This is a genomic window from Streptomyces sp. NPDC018693, assembly GCF_044391385.1.
Taxonomy (GTDB): Bacteria; Actinomycetota; Actinomycetes; order Streptomycetales; family Streptomycetaceae; genus Streptomyces.
In genome coordinates this window covers 477,988-495,781 of record NZ_JBIRZZ010000005.1, presented here as the reverse complement: position 1 = coordinate 495,781, position 17,794 = coordinate 477,988, and the positions used below count along the sequence as shown (strand labels likewise).

The following is a 17,794-nucleotide window of genomic DNA, read 5'->3' as shown; positions in this document are numbered from 1 at the left end:
CCGGACGGTCTGGCCACACTGCCAGTCACATCGAACAGCAGTAACGTACGGTTTGGCAGCATATGTCCCTGATCGGCCGATATAGGTCGCTGGTGAACCGACGAATGGAGCACGCGTGTTCCGACGACGGACGGGAGCGCCGCCGGACTCCTCCCCCGGTGCGGTCGTCGTACCCCTCGTGCGGGAGGCGTCCCCGTGGACAAGCACTCGACGCTGACGGACGGCCAGGGCACGCCGGAAGCCGGCGTCGAGTCGCGGCGACCGAGTGCGTTCGCCGCCACCGCGCGGGGTCCGCGCCGTACCACAGCAGCCCAGTGGGCGGTCCGGGCCGCGCTGCCCGTCGCGCTCATCCTGTGGTTGGCGTCCCTGCGCGGGGTGAACCTCCGCGGAATGAACGACTACGGCCTGCTGCAGGTGCTGCCGGTGCTCTTCTGGGTCGGCCTGGGCCTGCTCGCCGTGGGGTTCTGTGTCGCCCTGTCCGACCGGCGGACACCCGGTGGCTGGTACGCGGCCTACGTTCTCGGCCTGATCGCGATCGTCCACGCCACTCCCTCGCTGCTGTACCCCACACTCCGCTACGGCTGGGCGTGGAAGCATGTCGCGGTCGTCGACGCGATGGTGCGCAACGGCGGCAGCGTGCCGGGCGCGGAGAAGCTCGACGTCTACGACCAGTGGCCCGGCTTCTTCCATCTCAACGCCTTCCTGGTGCAGACAACGGGCCTGGAGTCGTCGCTCGGCTACGCGGTCTGGACCCCACCCGTCCTGAACGCGTTGCTGCTCGCCCCCCTGCTGCTGCTCTACCGGTCCGTGACCCGTGACCGGAGACTGATCTGGGGGGCGGCATGGGTCTACTACTCCTGCTCCTGGGTGGGGCAGGACTACTTCGCGCCGCAGGCGTTCGCTTTCCTGCTCTTCGTCACGATGATCGCTCTCGTCATGGGGCAGTTGCCGTCGTCGGAGCGCGGAGCCGCGGATTCCAGGCCGACGGGGTGGTCCGTCGGCAGGCTCGTCACGGTGCTGCTGGTCCAGGCCGCGATCGTCTGTTCGCATCCGCTCACGCCGCTGATGGTGATCAGCGCGCTGGTGGCGCTGTCGCTCGTGCGCCGCAACAGACGTGTGGTGCTGCCCGTCCTGGCTTCCGCGGTGCTGCTGACCGTGCTGTGGGACGCGACGGTCGCGCGGCCGTATGTCTCCGCACACCTCAGCGAGTTCACGGGGGCGCTGCTGGAGCCGGACGCCAATGCGGTCTCCGGGCTGGCGGCGCTCGGTACCGCGGCCCCTGGCCAGGTGCTGGTCTCCTGGATCGACCGCGGCCTGTCCGCCGCGGTGTTCCTCATGGCGGCCCTCGCCTTCGCGATCCGGCCCTGGATCCGCCGCACGGGGATCTGGCTGCTGGTACTCGCCCCGCTGCCGATCCTGGTGGCCAACTCCTACGGCGGCGAGATGATCTTCCGCGCCTATCTGTTCGCGCTGCCCGCGGCCGCTTTCCTGATCTCGGCACTGCTGTTCCAGTGGGGAAGGCGGCCGCGGCTGCGGGCGGTGGTCGTCCTCCCGGTACTCCTGGCGATGCTCGGCGGGCTGCTGTTCGGCTATTACGGGAAGGAGGCCGCGAACTACTTCACCCAAGACGAGGTGGCCGCCGTTCGCTTCGTCACGGCCACGACGCCACCCGGCTCACTGATCGTCTCACTCACCGCGGACGTTCCCGGCCTGGAGATGAACTACGACAAGCACCCGCGGATCCAACTCGACGAACAGGACATCGAGGACAGGCGACGACTGGTCAGGAACCCGCTCGAGGGACTGGAACCGTTCATCGAGGGTGCCACCGAGCGTGAGCCGGCCTACATCGTTCTCAGCCGCGCCCAGGCCGCAGCGTGCTATCTCTACGGGACACTGCCCGCGGACACGATGCAGCGGCTGGAGTCCGCGATGTCGCAGACATGGGGATTTGTGCGCGTTTACCACAACAAGGACGCCGTGGTCTACCGGTACCAGAACCCGGACGCGAGGCAGGAGCCATGAGCACGCTGCGTACGGCGCTACGACCCCACTGGGGATGGCCGCTTCGTGTGGGCCTCGCCCTGTCCGGCTGGCTCGCCCTGGCCGTGACCGGCGCCCTGCCGGACGCGGCCGTCCTGCGCGTGCTGATCACCACGGCGTTCCTCGTGCCGGCCCCGGGGCTGGCAGCCGTGCGGTGGGTCCGGCCGGCCGCGAGGGGAGAGCGGGGCCGGCCGGTCGTCCTGGAGGCCGCCTTCCTGGCCCTGATCCTCAGCATGTGCCTGGCACTTCTCACCGTGGAGCCCTTCTATCTCAGCGGCTCGTTCACCACGACGCGAGCGCTGGCCGTCCTGGCAGTCGTCACCTCCGCCCTGGCTCTGCTGCCCGTTCCCGCACGCGCCCGGCACCGGGCAGTACCCGTCGTCGAGGAGGGGGCGTCCGCCGGGCCGGCCACCGATCCCCCGTCCGGGCCCGCGGCGGACGGAGCGGAGGCCACCCTGGAGGCGGTTCCAGGCATCCGCTCCGCGCCGACAAGGGGTCCCGCCCCGCGAAGCCGGGGAAGGTCCGCCGGCCGCCTTCCCGTGGCCGTCGTCGGAGCCGGCCCGTACGGGCTGGCCACCGCCTGCCATCTGCGCGCCGCCCGCATGCCGATGAGAATCTTCGGCGAGGTCATGGAGTCGTGGCGGGTCCACATGCCGCAGGGCATGTTCCTGAGGACCACCGCTGCGGCGTCGGCGATCGCGGCGCCCGAACGCGGACACACGTTCGCGGACTTCCGCACGGCGCAGGGCATGCCCCCGGCCGACGACCGCCGGCCGGTGCCCCTGGCGGAGTACGTCGACTACGGACGGTGGTTCCAGGAACGCCTGGTACCCGAGCTGGAACCGTCGCGGGTGCGGCGGATCCAGCCGGCCGACGGCGGCTTCGGCCTGCTGCTCGACTCCGGTGAGGAACTGCTCGCCGCCTCCGTGGTGCTCGCCACCGGCGCCGTTCCCTTCGCCTACGTCCCCCGCGAACTGCACGAGTGCGTCAAGGCGGGCATGGCCTCGCACACCAGCGCACACCCGGATCTCAGTGCGCTCGCCGGCCTGCGAGTGGCTGTCCTGGGAGCGGGCCAGTCCGCCCTGGAGAGCGCGACGCTGCTGCACGAGGTGGGGGCCCACCCCACGCTGATCGCCCGCAGCGCGACCGTGGTCTTCGAGTCCCCCCCGCCGCCGGACGGAACGAGCGGCCACCCTCGTCCCGCGCAGCAACCGCTGAAGCCGGACTCGCCCCTTGGGCGCGGATGGCTGCGGCTGGCCTGCCACCACGGCGGCGCGGCGTACCGCCGTCTTCCGGCACCCGCGCGCCTGCACCTGTTGCGCACCGTGCCGAAGCCGTCCGGCGCCTGGTGGCTGAGGGAACGGGCGCAGGGCCGGTTTCCGGTTCTGTGCGGCCGGACGCTCCTGTCCGCGCTGCCCCGAGGCGGGACGGTGCGTCTGCGCCTGACGGACGCGCACGGACGCTCGGAGACCCTGGTGGCGGACCACGTCCTGGCCGCCACGGGCTACCGGGTCAACGTGCACCGGCTGGGGATGCTGGAGCCCGGCCTCGGACAGGCGGTGCGGACCTTCGCCGGCGCACCGCTGCTCTCGTCAGGTCTTGAGTCCTCGGTGCCGGGCCTGTACTTCACCGGTCTGGCGGCCGGTCCCACGTTCGGTCCCTCGCTGAGATTCGTCAGCGGCACCGGGTTCGCCGCCAGGCGCCTCACCGGCGCGGTCGTGGCCCGCAACACGGAGCGACCGTGAGGTTCCGCCGACCGGGAACGGCGCTGGCGGCAGCCACGGCGCTGCTGCTGGCGACGGCCTGTTCCGACGGTGATCCGAAGCCGCCCCCGCCGCCGGTCATAGAGGGCTGGAAACTGGCCTTCCACGACGAGTTCGACGGCTCGGAACTCAACACGGGCCGGTGGGCCACCTGCTACGACTGGAATCGCGAGGGGTGCACCAACAGCGGCAACGACGAGGAGCAGTGGTATCTGCCCGGCCAGGTGTCCGTGGGGCGGGGTGTCCTGACCCTGACGGCGGAACGACGCACCACACAGGGCAGCGACGGCGAGACGTACCCGTGGAGGTCCGGCATGATCTCGACCGGCCGCGACCACTGGGACGCCCGTCCGCGGCGGACCTTCACCTACGGGTACTTCGAGGCGTCCATCAAGATTCCCGCACAGGCCGGTATGTTCCCGGCCTTCTGGATGATGCCGGTCTCCCGGTTCACGCCCCCGGAGTTGGACATCATGGAGTTCCTCGGGGACACCCGGCAGGTCTTCATGTACACCCACTGGCGAACCCCCGAGGGCGACCGCAGCGCGCGGGGCACCTACGGACCGGTCGCCTTCCCGGCCGAGTACCACGTGTTCGCCCTGCTGTGGACCCCCGACGAACTGACCTGGTACGTGGACGGTGTCCGGCGGTTCCGGGTGACGGAGCCCGAGCGCATCCCGCACGTCCCCATGGAGGTCCTGGTCAATCTCGCCGTAGGAGTGCCGCAGTCCCCGCCCCGTGACGTGGACCGGGCCGAGATGAAGGTGGACTGGGTGCGCGTCTGGCAGAGGTGACGGGCCGTCTTCAGCACGCCGTGTAGGGCCGGTTGACGGCGGCCCGCAGGCGGCGGTAGGTCCGCCAGGCGCGCGTTCGCGGCCCCTCGTCGAACGGGGCCACCCGGGCTCCCGCACCACCCGTCCACGACAGGAACCGCTTGCGGCCGGTGTCGGCCCGCACCATCAGCCGGGCGATGCGCAGCGGCTCGTCCGCGTCCGAACTGAACCCGTCGCGGACGGCGGCCGCCGAGGTGAAGCCGGCCGCACCGACCGCGCGGCGCACCGCAGGGCTCGAATACCCGTGCGGGTAGGCGAAGGAATCGACGCGATGCCCGAGCACGTCCTGGAGCTGCTCCCTGCAGCCCTCGATCTCCTCCCGGACACGGTGCCGGGGCAGGGCGTCCAGTTGCGGATGGGTCCGGGAGTGCCCGCCGATCTCGACGCCCATCGAGTCCAGCTCCACGACCTCACGCCACGTCAGCATGGCGGCGGGCGGGAAGCGGCTTGCGCCGTCCGCCGCAGCGACGGGCTCGCGCAGGGCGTCCGTGGTGACGTACAGGGTCGCCGGCAGTTCCCGTTCGGCCAGCAGCGGAGCCACGGTGGTACGGAAGTCGGCGAACCCGTCGTCGAAGGTCAGCACGGCGGACCGGGGTGGCACGGGCGGACCGCCGTACAGCGCCGCCACGAGGTCCCGCAGTGGGACGACCGTCAGCCCGCTGTCCTGCAGAAGGGTGAGCTGCTCGGCGAAGACCCGAGGCGTCACCGTGAACGGCGCGATCCACGAGGGCGGGTCCGCGGACACCGAGTGGTACACGAAGACGGGGACGGGTTCGCGGGTCATGTCCGGCTTCCCTTCGCCGGTACGGTGTCGCCGGACTCCGTGACCGTGTCCGGGGCGGGACCGGCGGAACGCCGGGCGCGCACACGGCCCACGGCGTATCCCGTGGTGGTGGCCCCCACACCGAGGGACAGCGCCGCGAGGGTGCGCGCGGGCGAGGGTGCTCCCGGGTGCAGTGCCCGCAGGAGGGCACGAGGGATCGTGGACCTGAGGTACGTGCGCTCGCTGGTCAGGGCGGCGATGCCGTTGCTGTGCCGGGCGACCAGTGCCTTGGACAGCCCTTCGGCGTAGCAGCGTGACCTGAAGTACGACCAGCTCGCACGGGACGCGGGAACCCGGTGCCGGACCGCCGCCGACGGGTCGTACACCAGTACGGCGTCGGGGTCGCGGGAGGCGATCCGCATGCACAGTTCCGTCTCCTCGCAGCCGAGCGGCCGGGTCCCCACCCGTCCGAGGTCGGTGCGGAAGCCGCCGGCAGCGAGCAGTTCCGCCCTGCGGAAGGACATGTTGGCTCCGATGAAGTTGCGCACCTGCGCGGGCTGTTCGGGCAGCCCGCGGTACGAGCAGCCGACCACCCAGTCGAACTCCGGCGGGAACCAGTCCGGCCTGCCGGTGTGCCACCAGGGAAGGACGAGCCCTCCGACGCCCACGACGTGGGGGTCCTCGTACCGGTTCAGGAGCCGCTCGGTCCACGAGGGGTGAGCGGTCGCGTCGTCGTCGAGGAAGGCGACCACCTCCCCGGCGGCCGCTTCCACACCCGTGTTGCGCGCGCCGGACAGGCCCTTGCGGTACCTGTTGGGAAGGACACGCACTGCGGACAGCCGGCTGCGGGCGATCCGGAGCAGTTCCGGGCAGTGGTCGACGACCAGCACGATGTCGTCCGCCGAAAGGCGCTGCGAGTGCACCGAGGAGAGGGCGGCCTGCAGATCGGTCCAGCGGTCGAGTGTGTAGGCGCATATGACGACCGACAGGCGCGGCGTGGTCTTCATACTGTCCTCCCTCAGGTGGAAACCAGCCATCGAGATCGCCAGATCAGCAACGGCGCGGCGATGAGGCATTCAGCCATGAGCCAGGCGAGCCCTGCTCCGGTCACGCCGAGCACCGGCAGGAGGAGTCCCGCCAGTCCGAGCACCAGGACGCACAGCGCGACCTGGAGCCCGACGACCAGACGCATGCGCCTGCGTGCTCGCAGCACGTCCACGGCCAGGCTGAAGACCAGATTGGGAAGCGCGGACAGGGCCAGCAGGCGGAGCAGCGTGGTGCCGTGCTCGGAGTAGCCGGCCCCGAACAGGGCGAGCATCCACGGCGCGCCCGCCACGATCACGACGACGCCGCTCAGCAGCAGCATCCCTGTGTGGCGGAGCACCCGCCGCCCCTGCTCGACGAGACGGTCGGGGCGGCGCACCGTCTCGACGACCAGCGAGCTGCCCATGTTGCGCACGACCAGGAACAGCAGGTAGCCGATGATCCAGGCGAGTGAGTAGTAGGCGCTCTGCTCCGCGCCCAGGGTGTTGAGCACCAGCAGCGGCGGGAGCGTGTAGGCGGCCATCCGGAACAGGGAGCCGAAGTAGTCGGCTGCGGCGTAGCTCAGCAGACGGGGCGGTCGCGAAGCCTCCCGGTTCTCCCGCTCGTGGCGGGGCACCGCCCGCCGCAGCAGGAGGTAGTTGGCGAACAGGAGGGAGACGACCAGAGACCCGGCCCAGGACAACAGGATCCCGGAGCGGATCGCCAGGACGGCCCCGCCCGCGAGCAGCAGGATCTTCGACACGGCGAAGACCATGTTCTCCGCCACCACCCAGCCGGGGCGGCGCATCGCCGTCAGCGCACCGTCCTGCAGGACGAAGATGGTGTATCCGGCTGTCGCGACCACGAACCAGACGCCGACCGCGGGGTTGCGGAGGAAGCCGAGGCCGGGCACAAGCGTGGGAATCAGGGCCAGGAAGGCGACAGCGACCAGGGCGCTCCACGAGGCGCTGACGGCGTAGCAGGTGAGGACCAGCTTGCGGGTGTGCCGTCCGGAGCACGGCAGGAAGCGGATCAGGAAGTCGTTGAGGTTGAGCTGGCCGATGTTGGCCAGCAGCAGAGAGGCCGAGAGAGCCGAGTAGCACACTCCCACGATCTCGTCGTCGTACCAGTGGGTGGCCAGCAACCAGAAGACCGAGCCCACCCCCGCGTTGACGAGTGAACTGATCGCCAGCAGATGGCCGTTGCGGACCAGGGGTTCGCTCGGCAGTACGCGGGCGATCCCCGCCCGCACGGCGCCGGCCAGGGGCCGCCGCCGGCCGGAGCCGGTCGAGGAGGCCGGCGGCTCGACCGCCCTGGAGCCGTCGAGTTCGTGTGAGAGGTACACGGTCCCTCCTCACGCACGGCCGCTGCCGGCGCGGTACAGACGGCGGCCGCGCAGATAGCCGTAGGGTCCGTACAGCAGCCCGCGCAGCTCCAGCAACGCGCGACGTCGGGACCCTTCGGTGCCCGCACTGCCATGGTCGCGTGCCCGGCGCAGGGCGTACCTGATGCCCCGGGGCAGCCTGACCAGCAGGCCCGGGATCATGCGGGGCTCATGGATCAGGGCGCCGGTGAGGTAGGCGCCGAGTCCGGCGCCGTAACCGAATGCCTGGGCATCCACGGCGTCCGGTGTGCGGCGATGGCGGTGCCAGACGACCGCGTCGGGCTGGTAGGCCAGGGTGTCGCCCGCCGCCAGCACGCGGAAGAAGGCGAGCAGATCGTCTCCGCCGTGTGCCGGGGTCCCGGTGCCGGTGGCCGGGTCGAACCCGCCCAGCGCGCGCAGGGACGCGACGCGGAAGGCCATGTTGGCTCCGGAGCCGAAGCGCCCGGCGGTGAAGGGGAACAGCGGGTCGTCCTGCCGCTCGTGCAGGGACCATCTGCGGGGCGTGAACCCCTTGGCGAACCCACCGTGGTGTTCCAGGGCCGCCTGGGCCTCCGTCCGCAGTTCGGCCGGGACGATGAGGCCGGTGACACAGCTGACTCCGGGGCCCTGGGCGAAGCTCTCGGCGATGGCGGACAGCCATCGCGAATCGACCAGGGTGTCGTCGTCGGTGAAGGCGGCGATGCTGCCGCGAGCGTTGGCCAGTCCGCGATTGTGCGCGTGTGCCAGGCCGGCCACGGGCTCGCGGAGGTAACGAACCCGTCCTTTGTACTGGTCCAGGACCAGCCGCTCGGCGGCGTCATCGGTCGGGGCGTTGTCCACGACGATCACCTCGAACGACGGATAGTCCAGGCGGAGCAGGGAATTCAGGCACTGCCGCAGCATGTCCGGCCGGTTGTGCGTGGCGACGATCACGCTGACCGGTGGCGGGCAGGCGGGTCGCGGAGCGGATCGGCCGCGGGGATGCGGCGAGCGCGTGGCGCGCGTGCCGCGGTCGTCGTGCGATGCGAGGTCGGGCGGGGCAAGGGGGCAGGTCGCACGGCAGTCCGCGCGCGGCGGGCCGGCCTGCTCGCCGAGTGCGGGAGACAGGGCGAGGGGGGTGGCGAACCGCCGCCGTGCCGTGTCGGCCATGCACCGCCACAGGGCACTTGGCCCAGCCCTGCGGGCCGGGTCACCGGATGCCGCGAGCAGGCCGAGCGGGTGGCCGCGCAGCCGTACCAGGGCCAGTACCGGTCCTCGCGGGTGGATCGGTCCGTCGCCACCGGGCGCACGGAACTCGTACGGCCGAGCCAGATCCATGTCGACGACCGCCACCGGTTCGTACGGAGCGCCGGCGGGTACCGCGCCCGTGCGTGAGCGCGCCCCGGTGACCGACCGCGGCATGGCTCTCACCCCGTGCTCCGCGCCGCGGACGATACGCCGGGCCGCTCGGACACCAGCGTGCGCAGTACTCGCCTGCCGTCGGAGATGGCGTGCAGGTTCGAACGGCCGCTGCGGCGCGGCAGTTCCAGACTGGGCACCTCGGCGATGCGCAGGCCCGAGCGCAGCGCGTGCGCCACCATCTCGGTCTCGATCTCGAAACCGGAGGAGTGCAGGTCGAGATCGTCCAGGAAGCTGCGGCGGAAGGCGCAGAACCCGTAGCACAGATCCGTCAGCGAGGCGTGGTAGAGGTGGTTCACGGCGGCGAGAAGGACCCGATTGCCCAGTCGCCGGAAGCGCGTGATGTCCAGCGAGCCACCGCCCGCGATGAATCTCGACCCCTTCACGAAGTCATAGCCGTTGTCGAGGAAGTGCAGGTAGTGCGGGATTTCCGCGGGCGCCATGCTGCCGTCCGCGTCCATCATCACGATGTAGTCGCCGCTCGCGGAGTGGAAACCGGTGCGCAGTGCGGTGCCCTTCCCGGGACCGCTCTGGCGGACGTTGTGGACGGTGGGCAGGCAATGCGTGGCCATGTGCACCGTGGCGTCGCTGGAGTCACCGTCGACCAGGATCACCTCGTCGACACAGTCCGGGATCTGCTCGAAGACCCACGGAATGTTGCGCGCCTCGTTGCGGGCGGGCACGACGAGGCTGACGGTGGCGCGGGGCGGGGGACGGTCCGCAGCCCGGCGCAGGGGGTGGGTGGGCCGGTCCGTGGACCGATGTCCGGCCTGCTGCCCGCGACCGGCACCGTCCGAGTGGGCGACGAGAACGGGGTGCGCGGTCACATGAGAGTCGCTGTTCATGGAGGCGTCTCCGGGGTGAATCGGGCGGGTGTCCGCAGCGCCGTCGGCCGGCGGACATCGCGCCGCTGCGAGGAGGCGAGCGGTCAGATGCCATCCGGGGCTGCGAGTGTTGCGGCTGCTCGCCTACGCCATACGTTTATGACGTATACGTACATCTTTGACCCGTTTTGGCGAGGGGTCAAGTGGGCCCTTCGGACCAGGTCAGGGGGCCACGACAAGGCATCGGGAGATGTCGCCCGAGGGCGCCCGGGGAGGCGTACAGCCGACCCCGCCGTCCTCGGCGTTGTACGCTCGAAGCACGGCAAGGTGCACGACGGCGTAGTCCTGATCATGAGTTCACCCATCGAGGATTACGCCCTCATCGGCGACCTGGAGACCGCCGCGTTGGTCGGCGGTGACGGGTCCATCGACTGGCTGTGTCTGCCCCGCTTCGACTCACCGGTCTGCCTGGCCGCGCTCCTGGGCACACGGGACAACGGATTCTGGCGGGTGGCTCCGCTTGCCGGTGGCCGGTGCACACGTCGGGCGTACCGACCGGACACGCTGATCCTGGAGACGGAGTGGGAGAGCGCCACCGGCGCGGTACGGGTCATCGACTTCATGCCACCGCGTACGCAGTCGCCGTGCGTGGTCCGCGTCGTCGAGGGAGTGTCGGGCACGCCACGCGTGCGCAGCGAGCTGCGGCTGCGCTTCCACCAGGGGCGGATCGTCCCGTGGATCCGCACCGGTGATTCCGGAACGGTCGCGGTCGCCGGCCCGGACGCCGTCTGGGTACGCGCCGACGGGCCGCCGACGCCGGCCGTCCACCCCGACCCGAACGTCCTGGACTTCGACGTCCCGGCCGGGCAGCGGCTGGCCCTGACCCTGGCGTGGTCGCCGTCGCACCTGCCCGAGGCGCCGACGGCTCTCTCCGTCCCGGCGGAAACGGCACTGAAGGAGACCGTCGACTTCTGGCGGCGCTGGACCGCCCGCTGCCGCTACCAGGGGCCGTGGCGCGAGGCCGTGGTGCGGTCCCTCATCACCCTCAAGGCGCTCACCTACGCCCCCACCGGCGGCATCGTCGCCGCACCGACCACCTCGCTACCCGGGTGTGTCGGCGGCGTACGGAACTGGGACCACCGGTACTGCTGGCTGCGCGACTCCACCCTCGCCCTGACCTGCCTGCTGCACAGCGGCTACCGCGACGAGGCCACGGCATGGCTGGACTGGCTGATGCGGGCCATCGCCGGCGACCCCGCGGATCTGCAGGCCGTGTACGGGGTCGGGGGCCAGCGTCTCCTGCCGGAGACGGAAGCCCCCTGGCTGATCGGCTACGAGGGGTCACAGCCGGTCCGGTTCGGGAACTCCGCGGTGGGTCAGTTCCAGCTGGACGTCTACGGGGAGATCCTCGACACGCTGTGGCAGTCGCTGCGGGCCGGGATCCCCCTGCCGGCTCATGTGTGGAGCCTGGTGGAATCCCTGATGGGCTACCTCCACCGGCACTGGCGCGAGCCGGACCACGGACTGTGGCAGGTACGCGGGCCGGGCCGCCAGTTCGTCCATTCCAAGGTCATGGTGTGGGTCGCCGCCGATCGCGCCGTGCGCATGGCGGAACTGCTGGGCAAGAACGGGCCCTCCGGCGACTGGCGGGCCCTGAGGGACGAGGTGCACCGGCAGGTGTGCCGGGAAGGCTGGGATCCGCGGCGGCGCTCCTTCGTGCAGTCCTACGGTTCGTCGGCCCTGGACGCCTCGGCCCTGATGATTCCGCGGCTCGGCTTCCTGCCCGCCCATGACGGGCGGGTACACGCCACCGTACGGGCGATGCGCGCACTGACCCAGCAAGGCTTCCTGCGACGGTACGCGGCGAACGGTGACGGCCCGCACGCCCTTGACGACATTCCCGGACGTGAGGGCGCGTTCGTGGCGTGCTCCTTGTGGTATGCCGACGCCCTCTGCGCGACCGGGCATCCGCAGCGGGCCAGAGACGTGTTCGAGCGCGTGCTCGCCGTACGCAGCGACGTGGGCCTGCTCTCGGAGCAGTGGGACCCCGACGCGGGCCGCCAACTGGGCAACGCGCCCGAGGCGATCAGCCACATCGCCCTGGTGGAGACGGCGCTCACTCTGTCGTCGGCACCATGCCCGGGGCCCCGGGGCCCGGCGGCCCCGGACCGGCGTTCGCCCGGAACGGCTGGAGCCGGCGGGCCGGGCGGACGAACACCTGAATGACGCTGCTCCGGCCATCGGCGGCGCCGGATGCCCTCAGGTGCCGCGACGGTCCCTGTGCCGCAGGACGGCCTCTCCCTCGTCCACCGTCATCGGCCGGGCGAACAGGAATCCCTGCCCGAACCGGCAACCGATGCCCGCCAGCAGCTCCCGCTGCTCCGGTTCCTCGATCCCCTCGGCGATCACCTCGAGCCCGAGGGTGTCGGCGAGGCGCACGATCCCCTCGACCAGGGCCATCTGCTGGGAGTCCCGTGATATGTCGTCGATATAAGTTTTGTCGATCTTCAGTACGTCGATGGGGAAGTCCCGGAGATAGCGCAGCGAGGCGTAGCCCGTGCCGAAGTCGTCGATCGCGATCCGCACGCCCACACCCTTCAGCTCCCGGATCAGGGCGTCGATCTGGTCGGTCCGCCGCATCAGCACCGACTCGGTGAGTTCCAGTTGCAGCGTGCCCGGAGCCAGCCGGGCGGTGTCCAGGGCGCCGCACACCTCGTGCAGGAAGCTCATGTCCTGCCACTGCCGGGCGGACACGTTGACGCTGAGATAGGGCGGTGAGTGCACCCGGACACGTCGCTGCAGCCGGGCGATGTCGGCGGTGGCATGGTGCAGCACCCAGGCGCCCAGCCCCGAGATGCGCCCGGACTCCTCGGCCAGGGGAATGAACTGCCCCGGCGGGACCGGTCCGGTGGACAGCCGCGGCCAGCGGGCCAGTGCCTCGAAACCCACCACCTCACCTCCGGCGATGTCCACGACCGGCTGGTAGCACAGGGAGAACTCCCCTCTGGCGATCGCTCCGTCCAGCTGAGCCTGCAGGTCGTGGCGCTCCACCAGACGGAGGCGCTGCTGGGGCTGGAAGCGCCGCCACTGCCGTTTCCCGGCCGCCTTGGCGGCGTACAGGGCCAGGTCCGAGAGGGCCAGGAGCTCCTCGGCGTCCGTGGTGTCCTGGGCCGTGGCCACGCCCACGCTGGCGGAGACGCTCACCGTGTCCCCCGACAGCTGGAAAGGCCGGTTCAGGGTCTGGATCACCTGCGCGGCCAGCAGCTCGGCGTCGAGGGGCTGCTTGGCGTCCTCCATCAGCACGGCGAACTCGTCGCCGCCGAGCCGCGCCGCCGTGTCGGTCCGGCGCAGCGCCCCCGACAGGCGCTCCGCCACGGCGCGCAGCAACTGGTCTCCGGCCGGGTGCCCGAGCGTGTCATTGACGATCTTGAAGTCGTCCAGATCGATGAAGAGCAGACAGGTGATCGCCGACTCCCGACGACCACGCAGCAGCGCGCGCTGGGTCCGCTCCAGCAGCAGCGTGCGGTTGGGCAGTCCGGTCAGGGAGTCGTGGAAGGCGCGCTGCGTGAGCTCGTGCTCCAGCCGGCGCTGCTCGGTGACGTCCCGCAGTGTGACGACCAGACCGCCCACGGTCCGGTCCTGCCGCAGGTCGCGGCAGCGCACCTCCACCTCGATGCGGTCGGAGTCCCGCACCACCCACCAGTGGTCGTGCGCCTCCTGCCGTCCCTCGCTCAGCAGGGCCGTCAGGGTCCGGCTCACCCGCTCCCGGTCCCGGGAGTCCACCAGTGCCTGCAGTTCGCTCCCGACCAGGCGGGCGCTGCCGAACACGGCACGCGCGGACGGGCTGGCGTACCGGACGGTCGTGTCGTCGACGATGAGGATGACGTCCGACGCGTTGTGCACCAGGGTGCGGAAGTACGCCTCGCTCTCCTTGCGAGTGATCTCCCGCCGCAGTGCGATGCGTTCCGCCGCCAGCGCCGCGTGCGAGGCCAGGATCTCCAGCGAACCGCGCATTTCGGCGAGATGCCGCTCGGGACCCGCCGCGAGCACCAGGCCGGAGGTCTCGCTGCCGGCCGGCCGGCCGGGCCGGACCATGGGGCAGAGCAGGGCTGTCGGCACGTTCCCGAGCTGTGCGGTGATGTCCGGCCCGAGTGCGGTGACGGGCACCATGAGGCTGCGGTGCCGGGTGACGCAGCCAGGTCCTCTCCGCGCAGGCTCACCGTTGGCCAGGCGAGTGGACAGCTCGTGCGCGTGCTGGGCCGACAGGACCATGGACGCGTGCCGGACCTTCGGTCCGAACAGCGCGGTGACCGCCGCCTGGCAGGCGTGGGCCACCTCCTCGGGCCAGAACGCCCCGACCAGTGAGGCGGCCGCCGTGCGCAGTGCCTGCTCCCGTGCCACGGCCTTGCGGTACGCGGCGACCATCAACGCGAGCCGCAGGATCACCAGTACGAACAGCGCACCGGACGACGCGCCCAGCACCGTGGCGTCGTGCACGCTGCCCGCCATCTCCTCGTGGATCAGGACCGCGGGCGGGATCAGACTGGCCACGGTGAGCAGCAGGAGCCGGCGCCAGGGCGGCAGCAGGGACTGGGCGTGGGCCTGCGACGCGGTCAGCTGCGCCATGGAGGGGTGCAGCGCGGCCAGTCCCCAGGCGGTACAGAAGACGATCCAGCCGGTGCCGAGCAGGGTGCCGGGCCGCCATGTGTCGTTCAGTTGCAGGATCCCGTAGGTGATGTCGACACAGAGCAGCGTGGACGCGCCCAGAACGAGCAGGAGGACGGCACGGTTGCGGCCGGACACCGGACGGGGTGCGAGGAGCTGGAGCAGCATCGCCAGCACCAGGACGTCCCCCAGCAGGTAGATGATGCTGGTTTCGCGCTGCCAGGCGGGACTCTCCAGGCGGGCCAGCGGCTGCACCAGGTAGACCCACACCGGCAGGGCGAGGCCGGCGGTGACGATCAGTGCGTCGAGAAGGCCGGGCAGATCGCGGCCCACCCAGCGGTGGCGCACCAGGCCGTACAGCCCGGCGGTGAAGAGGAGGTAGGCGGCGAGGTAGCAGGCGTCGGACGGGGGCCGGGCCGGGGCGGACGCATGGAAGTACGCCTCCTGCACGATGTACAAGGTGCCGCCCGCCGCGAAGGCTAGCAGTCCGGCCGCGAGCACCCACCACGGCCAGCGGTGCGCAGGCCGATGGACATGCGTACCGGCCACGACGGCGGCGACGCCTGCCAGGCCGATGACGGCCCACAGCGGCGCACGCAGGTCCGGGACGGTCATGTATACGCCGGTTATGGTGATGACCAGCGCAATGTGGCAGGCCATCAGGCGGCGGGCCGGCAACAAGGGCAAGCACCCCGAATCGCTGGAGGCCGAAGTGCGCGGTACGCGTCGCATGGGGCTTCCTTCGATCGTAGGCACGAGGGTCGCCGCGCCGCATGTCGTCCCGTGGCCGGTGGGAGCCGCTGTGGCGCGCTACTGCCTCGTCACCGGCCGCCGGGCGGAGTCGGCGTAGCCATCCGGGTTGAGCCGGTGGAAGCGCCAGGCGTCCCGGCACATCTCGGTGAGGTCCCGCAGGGGGCGCCAGCCCCATGCGTGCCGCACGGCGGACGGATCGGGGACGAGTTCGGCGACGTCGCCGGGGCGGCGGGGCTCGACGTCGTACGGGATGGGTCTGCCGCTGGCCCGGGAGAAGGCGGCGACCACGTCCAGGACCGAGCTGCCCTGGCCGGCGCCCAGGTTGTAGATGTGCATGCCCGGCCCGTCGGTGAGGTGGTCGAGGGCCAGTCGGTGCGCTTCAACGGCGTCCATGACGTGCAGATAGTCCCGCACGGGAGTGCCGTCCCGGGTCGGATAGTCGCCACCGAAGATCCCTAGCCGCCCGCGACGGCCGCTGGCCACCTGGGCCGCGTACCGCATCAGGTTGTCGGTTGTGCGGCGGGGATCCTCGCCGAGCAGTCCGCTGGGGTGGGCCCCGGCGGGGGTGGAGTAGCGCAGACACATCACGGTGTACTCGGGGCGGCTCCGGCAGACGTCCGCGAGGATCTGCTCGCAGATCCATTTGGAGGCGGCGTAGGGGGTCCTGGGCCGTGCGGGGGTGGTCTCGTCGAGCGGCCCGTGACCGGCGTCGCCGTAGACGGAGCACGACGAGGGATACACGAGCCGGTGCACCCCGTGGTCCTGCATGGCCCGCAGCAGGGTGGTCGTGCCCCCGACGTTGGTGTCGTGGAACTGGACGGGCATCCATGTCGACATCCCTGTGGCCTTGTGCGCGGCAAAGTGCACGACGGCGTCCACGGAGTGTCGGTCGAAGACGGCCGACAGGGCGTGCCGATCACGGATGTCCAGTTCGTAGACGGCGCCGACGAAGCGGCCCGCTATGCGCTCCACGCGGGCGAAGACCTGTGGCCTGCTGTTGACGTAGTTGTCGATCACGATCACTTCGTAGCCGTGATCGAGGAGATCCACGCAGGTATGGCTGCCGAGGAAGCCGGCCCCGCCCGTGACGAGCACCGTCGACGGGGCCCACGCCGGCTCCGATCCGGCTCGCGGGCGCAGCTCTGTGTCCACCGCGCCTCACCCGCCCTACCATCCATGTCCTACCTTGTACGTTTACGCCGTATATGCTCCACTTTGCTCCCGGGCCTCGCGGTAGTCAAGACGCCGCGTGCCTCGATCGGGGCATGCGGGGCCGGTGTGTCCCCGAGGCCGAAGCTGCCCACAAAGCGCCTCAGTGAGCCAACCGGTGCACGCATCACAAGACCGCAGGTGCGGCCCGTCCGTGGCCGAAGACGGTGCTCGAACCGGGCTTCACGATCACTGGGCAGGTGTTCCACAGCTCCACTCCCGCCCTGATCAGTTCCAGTGCCGCGCGTTGCTCCGCGGGAGTCCATGCGGCGCACTCATCTCCGAACAGCTTCTCGTAGGCGCTGTCATGCACCTCGCTCTGCGGGGGCAGCAGGTGGACCCCGCCGAGTCCTCGGGCCAGATCCTCGAAGAAGTTCCAAGCCTCCAGCACCGCACCCGAGGGAACGCGCCGACGCGTCGGGTCCTCCAGCCACTGCTGGACACGGACGAGTTCCAGAATGTCGGCCTCAGAAGTGGCCAGCCTCCGCCCCCGTCGGCTCGCATACACGCGTGCCTGGCGAACCGTCAGGAACACCGGCACCCGGCAGCGATCAGCCTCCGGCAACGCCACCACCTGATCAAGTTCGTCGCCCTCGCCACCGATCCACAGAACCACCACGCTGCGACCGAGCCCGCGCACCCGATACGCATGGAGATCTCCGCGCCTGCCGCGGCGTCCGGCCTCAAACACATCTGCCGTACCAGTCTTTGTCACGCCCTCACACTGACAGGTGCCAGGCCCTGGAGTGGCGCGTTGCCGCACGCGTCGGGCGGCGAGGAGCAGACCGCCGACCGCACCGGTGTCCGTGGCGGCGGGGGCTCTGAGCGATCCGACCCCGCAGGAGCAGGAGCGACTGCGGGAATTGGCCGGGGTGATCTGGACGCCGGAACTGGCGGCCGGATGGAACATGAACTCCGAGGTCGCTGACGTCCTGTCGACGGTTACGGGGCAGATCCTGCGTTGCAGCGAGAGGTTCTCCCTCGTACCGCGTCCGCCCGGCTTCGTCCCGGGACTCGGCTACCTCGTCAGTCACTGGAAGAACCTCCGCGATTATTTCCTCGCCGTGAAGGACAACCGGACCTACCGCGCCTGTGTGGTCACCAGCGCGGCCAACCACCGGTCAGCGATCGAGATGGCCTCACTCGGCATCTGAGAA

At 70.9% G+C, this 17,794-nt stretch carries 13 protein-coding genes; 5 read left to right on the top strand and 8 right to left on the bottom strand.

The window, feature by feature from the left end:
* Positions 1-195: 195 nt before the first annotated feature.
* From ACH5AC_RS17275 to ACH5AC_RS17265, 3 genes are read left to right on the top strand one after another with little or no spacing between them, the layout of a single operon-like run.
* Positions 196-2,025, top strand: coding sequence for a glycosyltransferase (locus ACH5AC_RS17275; RefSeq protein ID WP_398862662.1), 1,830 nt, complete (start codon positions 196-198; stop codon positions 2,023-2,025).
* Positions 2,022-3,788 carry an FAD-dependent oxidoreductase gene (locus tag ACH5AC_RS17270; RefSeq protein WP_398862661.1) on the top strand — a complete coding sequence of 589 codons (1,767 nt, stop codon included), beginning with the start codon at positions 2,022-2,024 and terminating at the stop codon, positions 3,786-3,788. Before ACH5AC_RS17275 ends, ACH5AC_RS17270 begins: the two co-directional genes overlap by 4 nt.
* Entirely contained in the window at positions 3,785-4,600 is an 816-nt protein-coding gene (locus ACH5AC_RS17265) for a family 16 glycosylhydrolase (RefSeq protein ID WP_398862660.1), read from the top strand. The genes ACH5AC_RS17270 and ACH5AC_RS17265 overlap by 4 nt, the downstream gene beginning before the upstream one ends.
* Before the next feature lie 10 nt (positions 4,601-4,610).
* Here ACH5AC_RS17265 and ACH5AC_RS17260 read toward each other — a convergent pair whose 3' ends face one another.
* From ACH5AC_RS17260 to ACH5AC_RS17240, 5 genes are read right to left on the bottom strand one after another with little or no spacing between them, the layout of a single operon-like run.
* Entirely contained in the window at positions 4,611-5,423 is an 813-nt protein-coding gene (locus ACH5AC_RS17260) for a polysaccharide deacetylase family protein (RefSeq protein ID WP_398862659.1), read from the bottom strand.
* The gene (locus ACH5AC_RS17255) at positions 5,420-6,409 is read right to left on the bottom strand and encodes a glycosyltransferase family 2 protein (RefSeq protein WP_398862658.1); all 990 of its coding nucleotides are present in this window, start codon (positions 6,407-6,409) and stop codon (positions 5,420-5,422) included. The genes ACH5AC_RS17260 and ACH5AC_RS17255 overlap by 4 nt, the downstream gene beginning before the upstream one ends.
* Positions 6,410-6,420: 11 nt before the next feature.
* Positions 6,421-7,770, bottom strand: a complete 1,350-nt coding sequence (locus ACH5AC_RS17250; protein ID WP_398862657.1) for a lipopolysaccharide biosynthesis protein — start codon at positions 7,768-7,770, stop codon at positions 6,421-6,423.
* 9 nt (positions 7,771-7,779) lie between these two features.
* On the bottom strand, positions 7,780-9,189 hold the full coding sequence (locus ACH5AC_RS17245) for a glycosyltransferase (protein ID WP_398862706.1): 1,410 nt from the start codon (positions 9,187-9,189) through the stop codon (positions 7,780-7,782).
* 5 nt (positions 9,190-9,194) lie between these two features.
* Positions 9,195-10,031: a glycosyltransferase family 2 protein gene (locus ACH5AC_RS17240; RefSeq protein ID WP_398862656.1), complete on the bottom strand. Its 837-nt coding sequence runs from the start codon at positions 10,029-10,031 to the stop codon at positions 9,195-9,197.
* Between the two features lie 330 nt (positions 10,032-10,361).
* Between ACH5AC_RS17240 and ACH5AC_RS17235 the strand changes: the two genes are divergently transcribed.
* A complete protein-coding gene (locus ACH5AC_RS17235) occupies positions 10,362-12,236 on the top strand; it encodes a glycoside hydrolase family 15 protein (RefSeq protein WP_398862655.1) in 1,875 nt (624 codons plus the stop codon).
* A 33-nt stretch (positions 12,237-12,269) separates the two neighbouring features.
* Here ACH5AC_RS17235 and ACH5AC_RS17230 read toward each other — a convergent pair whose 3' ends face one another.
* From ACH5AC_RS17230 to ACH5AC_RS17220, 3 genes are all read right to left on the bottom strand, one after another.
* Positions 12,270-15,290: a putative bifunctional diguanylate cyclase/phosphodiesterase gene (locus tag ACH5AC_RS17230; protein WP_398862654.1), complete on the bottom strand. Its 3,021-nt coding sequence runs from the start codon at positions 15,288-15,290 to the stop codon at positions 12,270-12,272.
* Positions 15,291-15,485: 195 nt separating this feature from the next.
* Positions 15,486-16,523: a UDP-glucose 4-epimerase GalE gene (gene galE, locus ACH5AC_RS17225; protein ID WP_398862705.1), complete on the bottom strand. Its 1,038-nt coding sequence runs from the start codon at positions 16,521-16,523 to the stop codon at positions 15,486-15,488.
* Between the two features lie 241 nt (positions 16,524-16,764).
* Entirely contained in the window at positions 16,765-17,352 is a 588-nt protein-coding gene (locus ACH5AC_RS17220) for a hypothetical protein (RefSeq protein ID WP_398862653.1), read from the bottom strand.
* A gap of 91 nt (positions 17,353-17,443) precedes the next feature.
* Between ACH5AC_RS17220 and ACH5AC_RS17215 the strand changes: the two genes are divergently transcribed.
* Positions 17,444-17,791 (top strand): hypothetical protein, encoded by a 348-nt coding sequence (locus tag ACH5AC_RS17215; RefSeq protein ID WP_398862652.1) that lies wholly within the window; start codon positions 17,444-17,446, stop codon positions 17,789-17,791.
* The last annotated feature ends 3 nt before the right edge of the window (positions 17,792-17,794 follow it).

Coding starts and splice junctions, on each gene's coding strand:
- ACH5AC_RS17270 (WP_398862661.1), top strand. CDS start 2,022: ATGAGCACGCTGCGTACGGCGCTACGACCCCACTGGGGATGGCCGCTT.
- ACH5AC_RS17260 (WP_398862659.1), bottom strand. CDS start 5,423: ATGACCCGCGAACCCGTCCCCGTCTTCGTGTACCACTCGGTGTCCGCG.
- ACH5AC_RS17255 (WP_398862658.1), bottom strand. CDS start 6,409: ATGAAGACCACGCCGCGCCTGTCGGTCGTCATATGCGCCTACACACTC.
- ACH5AC_RS17245 (WP_398862706.1), bottom strand. CDS start 9,189: ATGCCGCGGTCGGTCACCGGGGCGCGCTCACGCACGGGCGCGGTACCC.
- ACH5AC_RS17240 (WP_398862656.1), bottom strand. CDS start 10,031: ATGAACAGCGACTCTCATGTGACCGCGCACCCCGTTCTCGTCGCCCAC.
- ACH5AC_RS17235 (WP_398862655.1), top strand. CDS start 10,362: ATGAGTTCACCCATCGAGGATTACGCCCTCATCGGCGACCTGGAGACC.
- ACH5AC_RS17230 (WP_398862654.1), bottom strand. CDS start 15,290: ATGACCGTCCCGGACCTGCGTGCGCCGCTGTGGGCCGTCATCGGCCTG.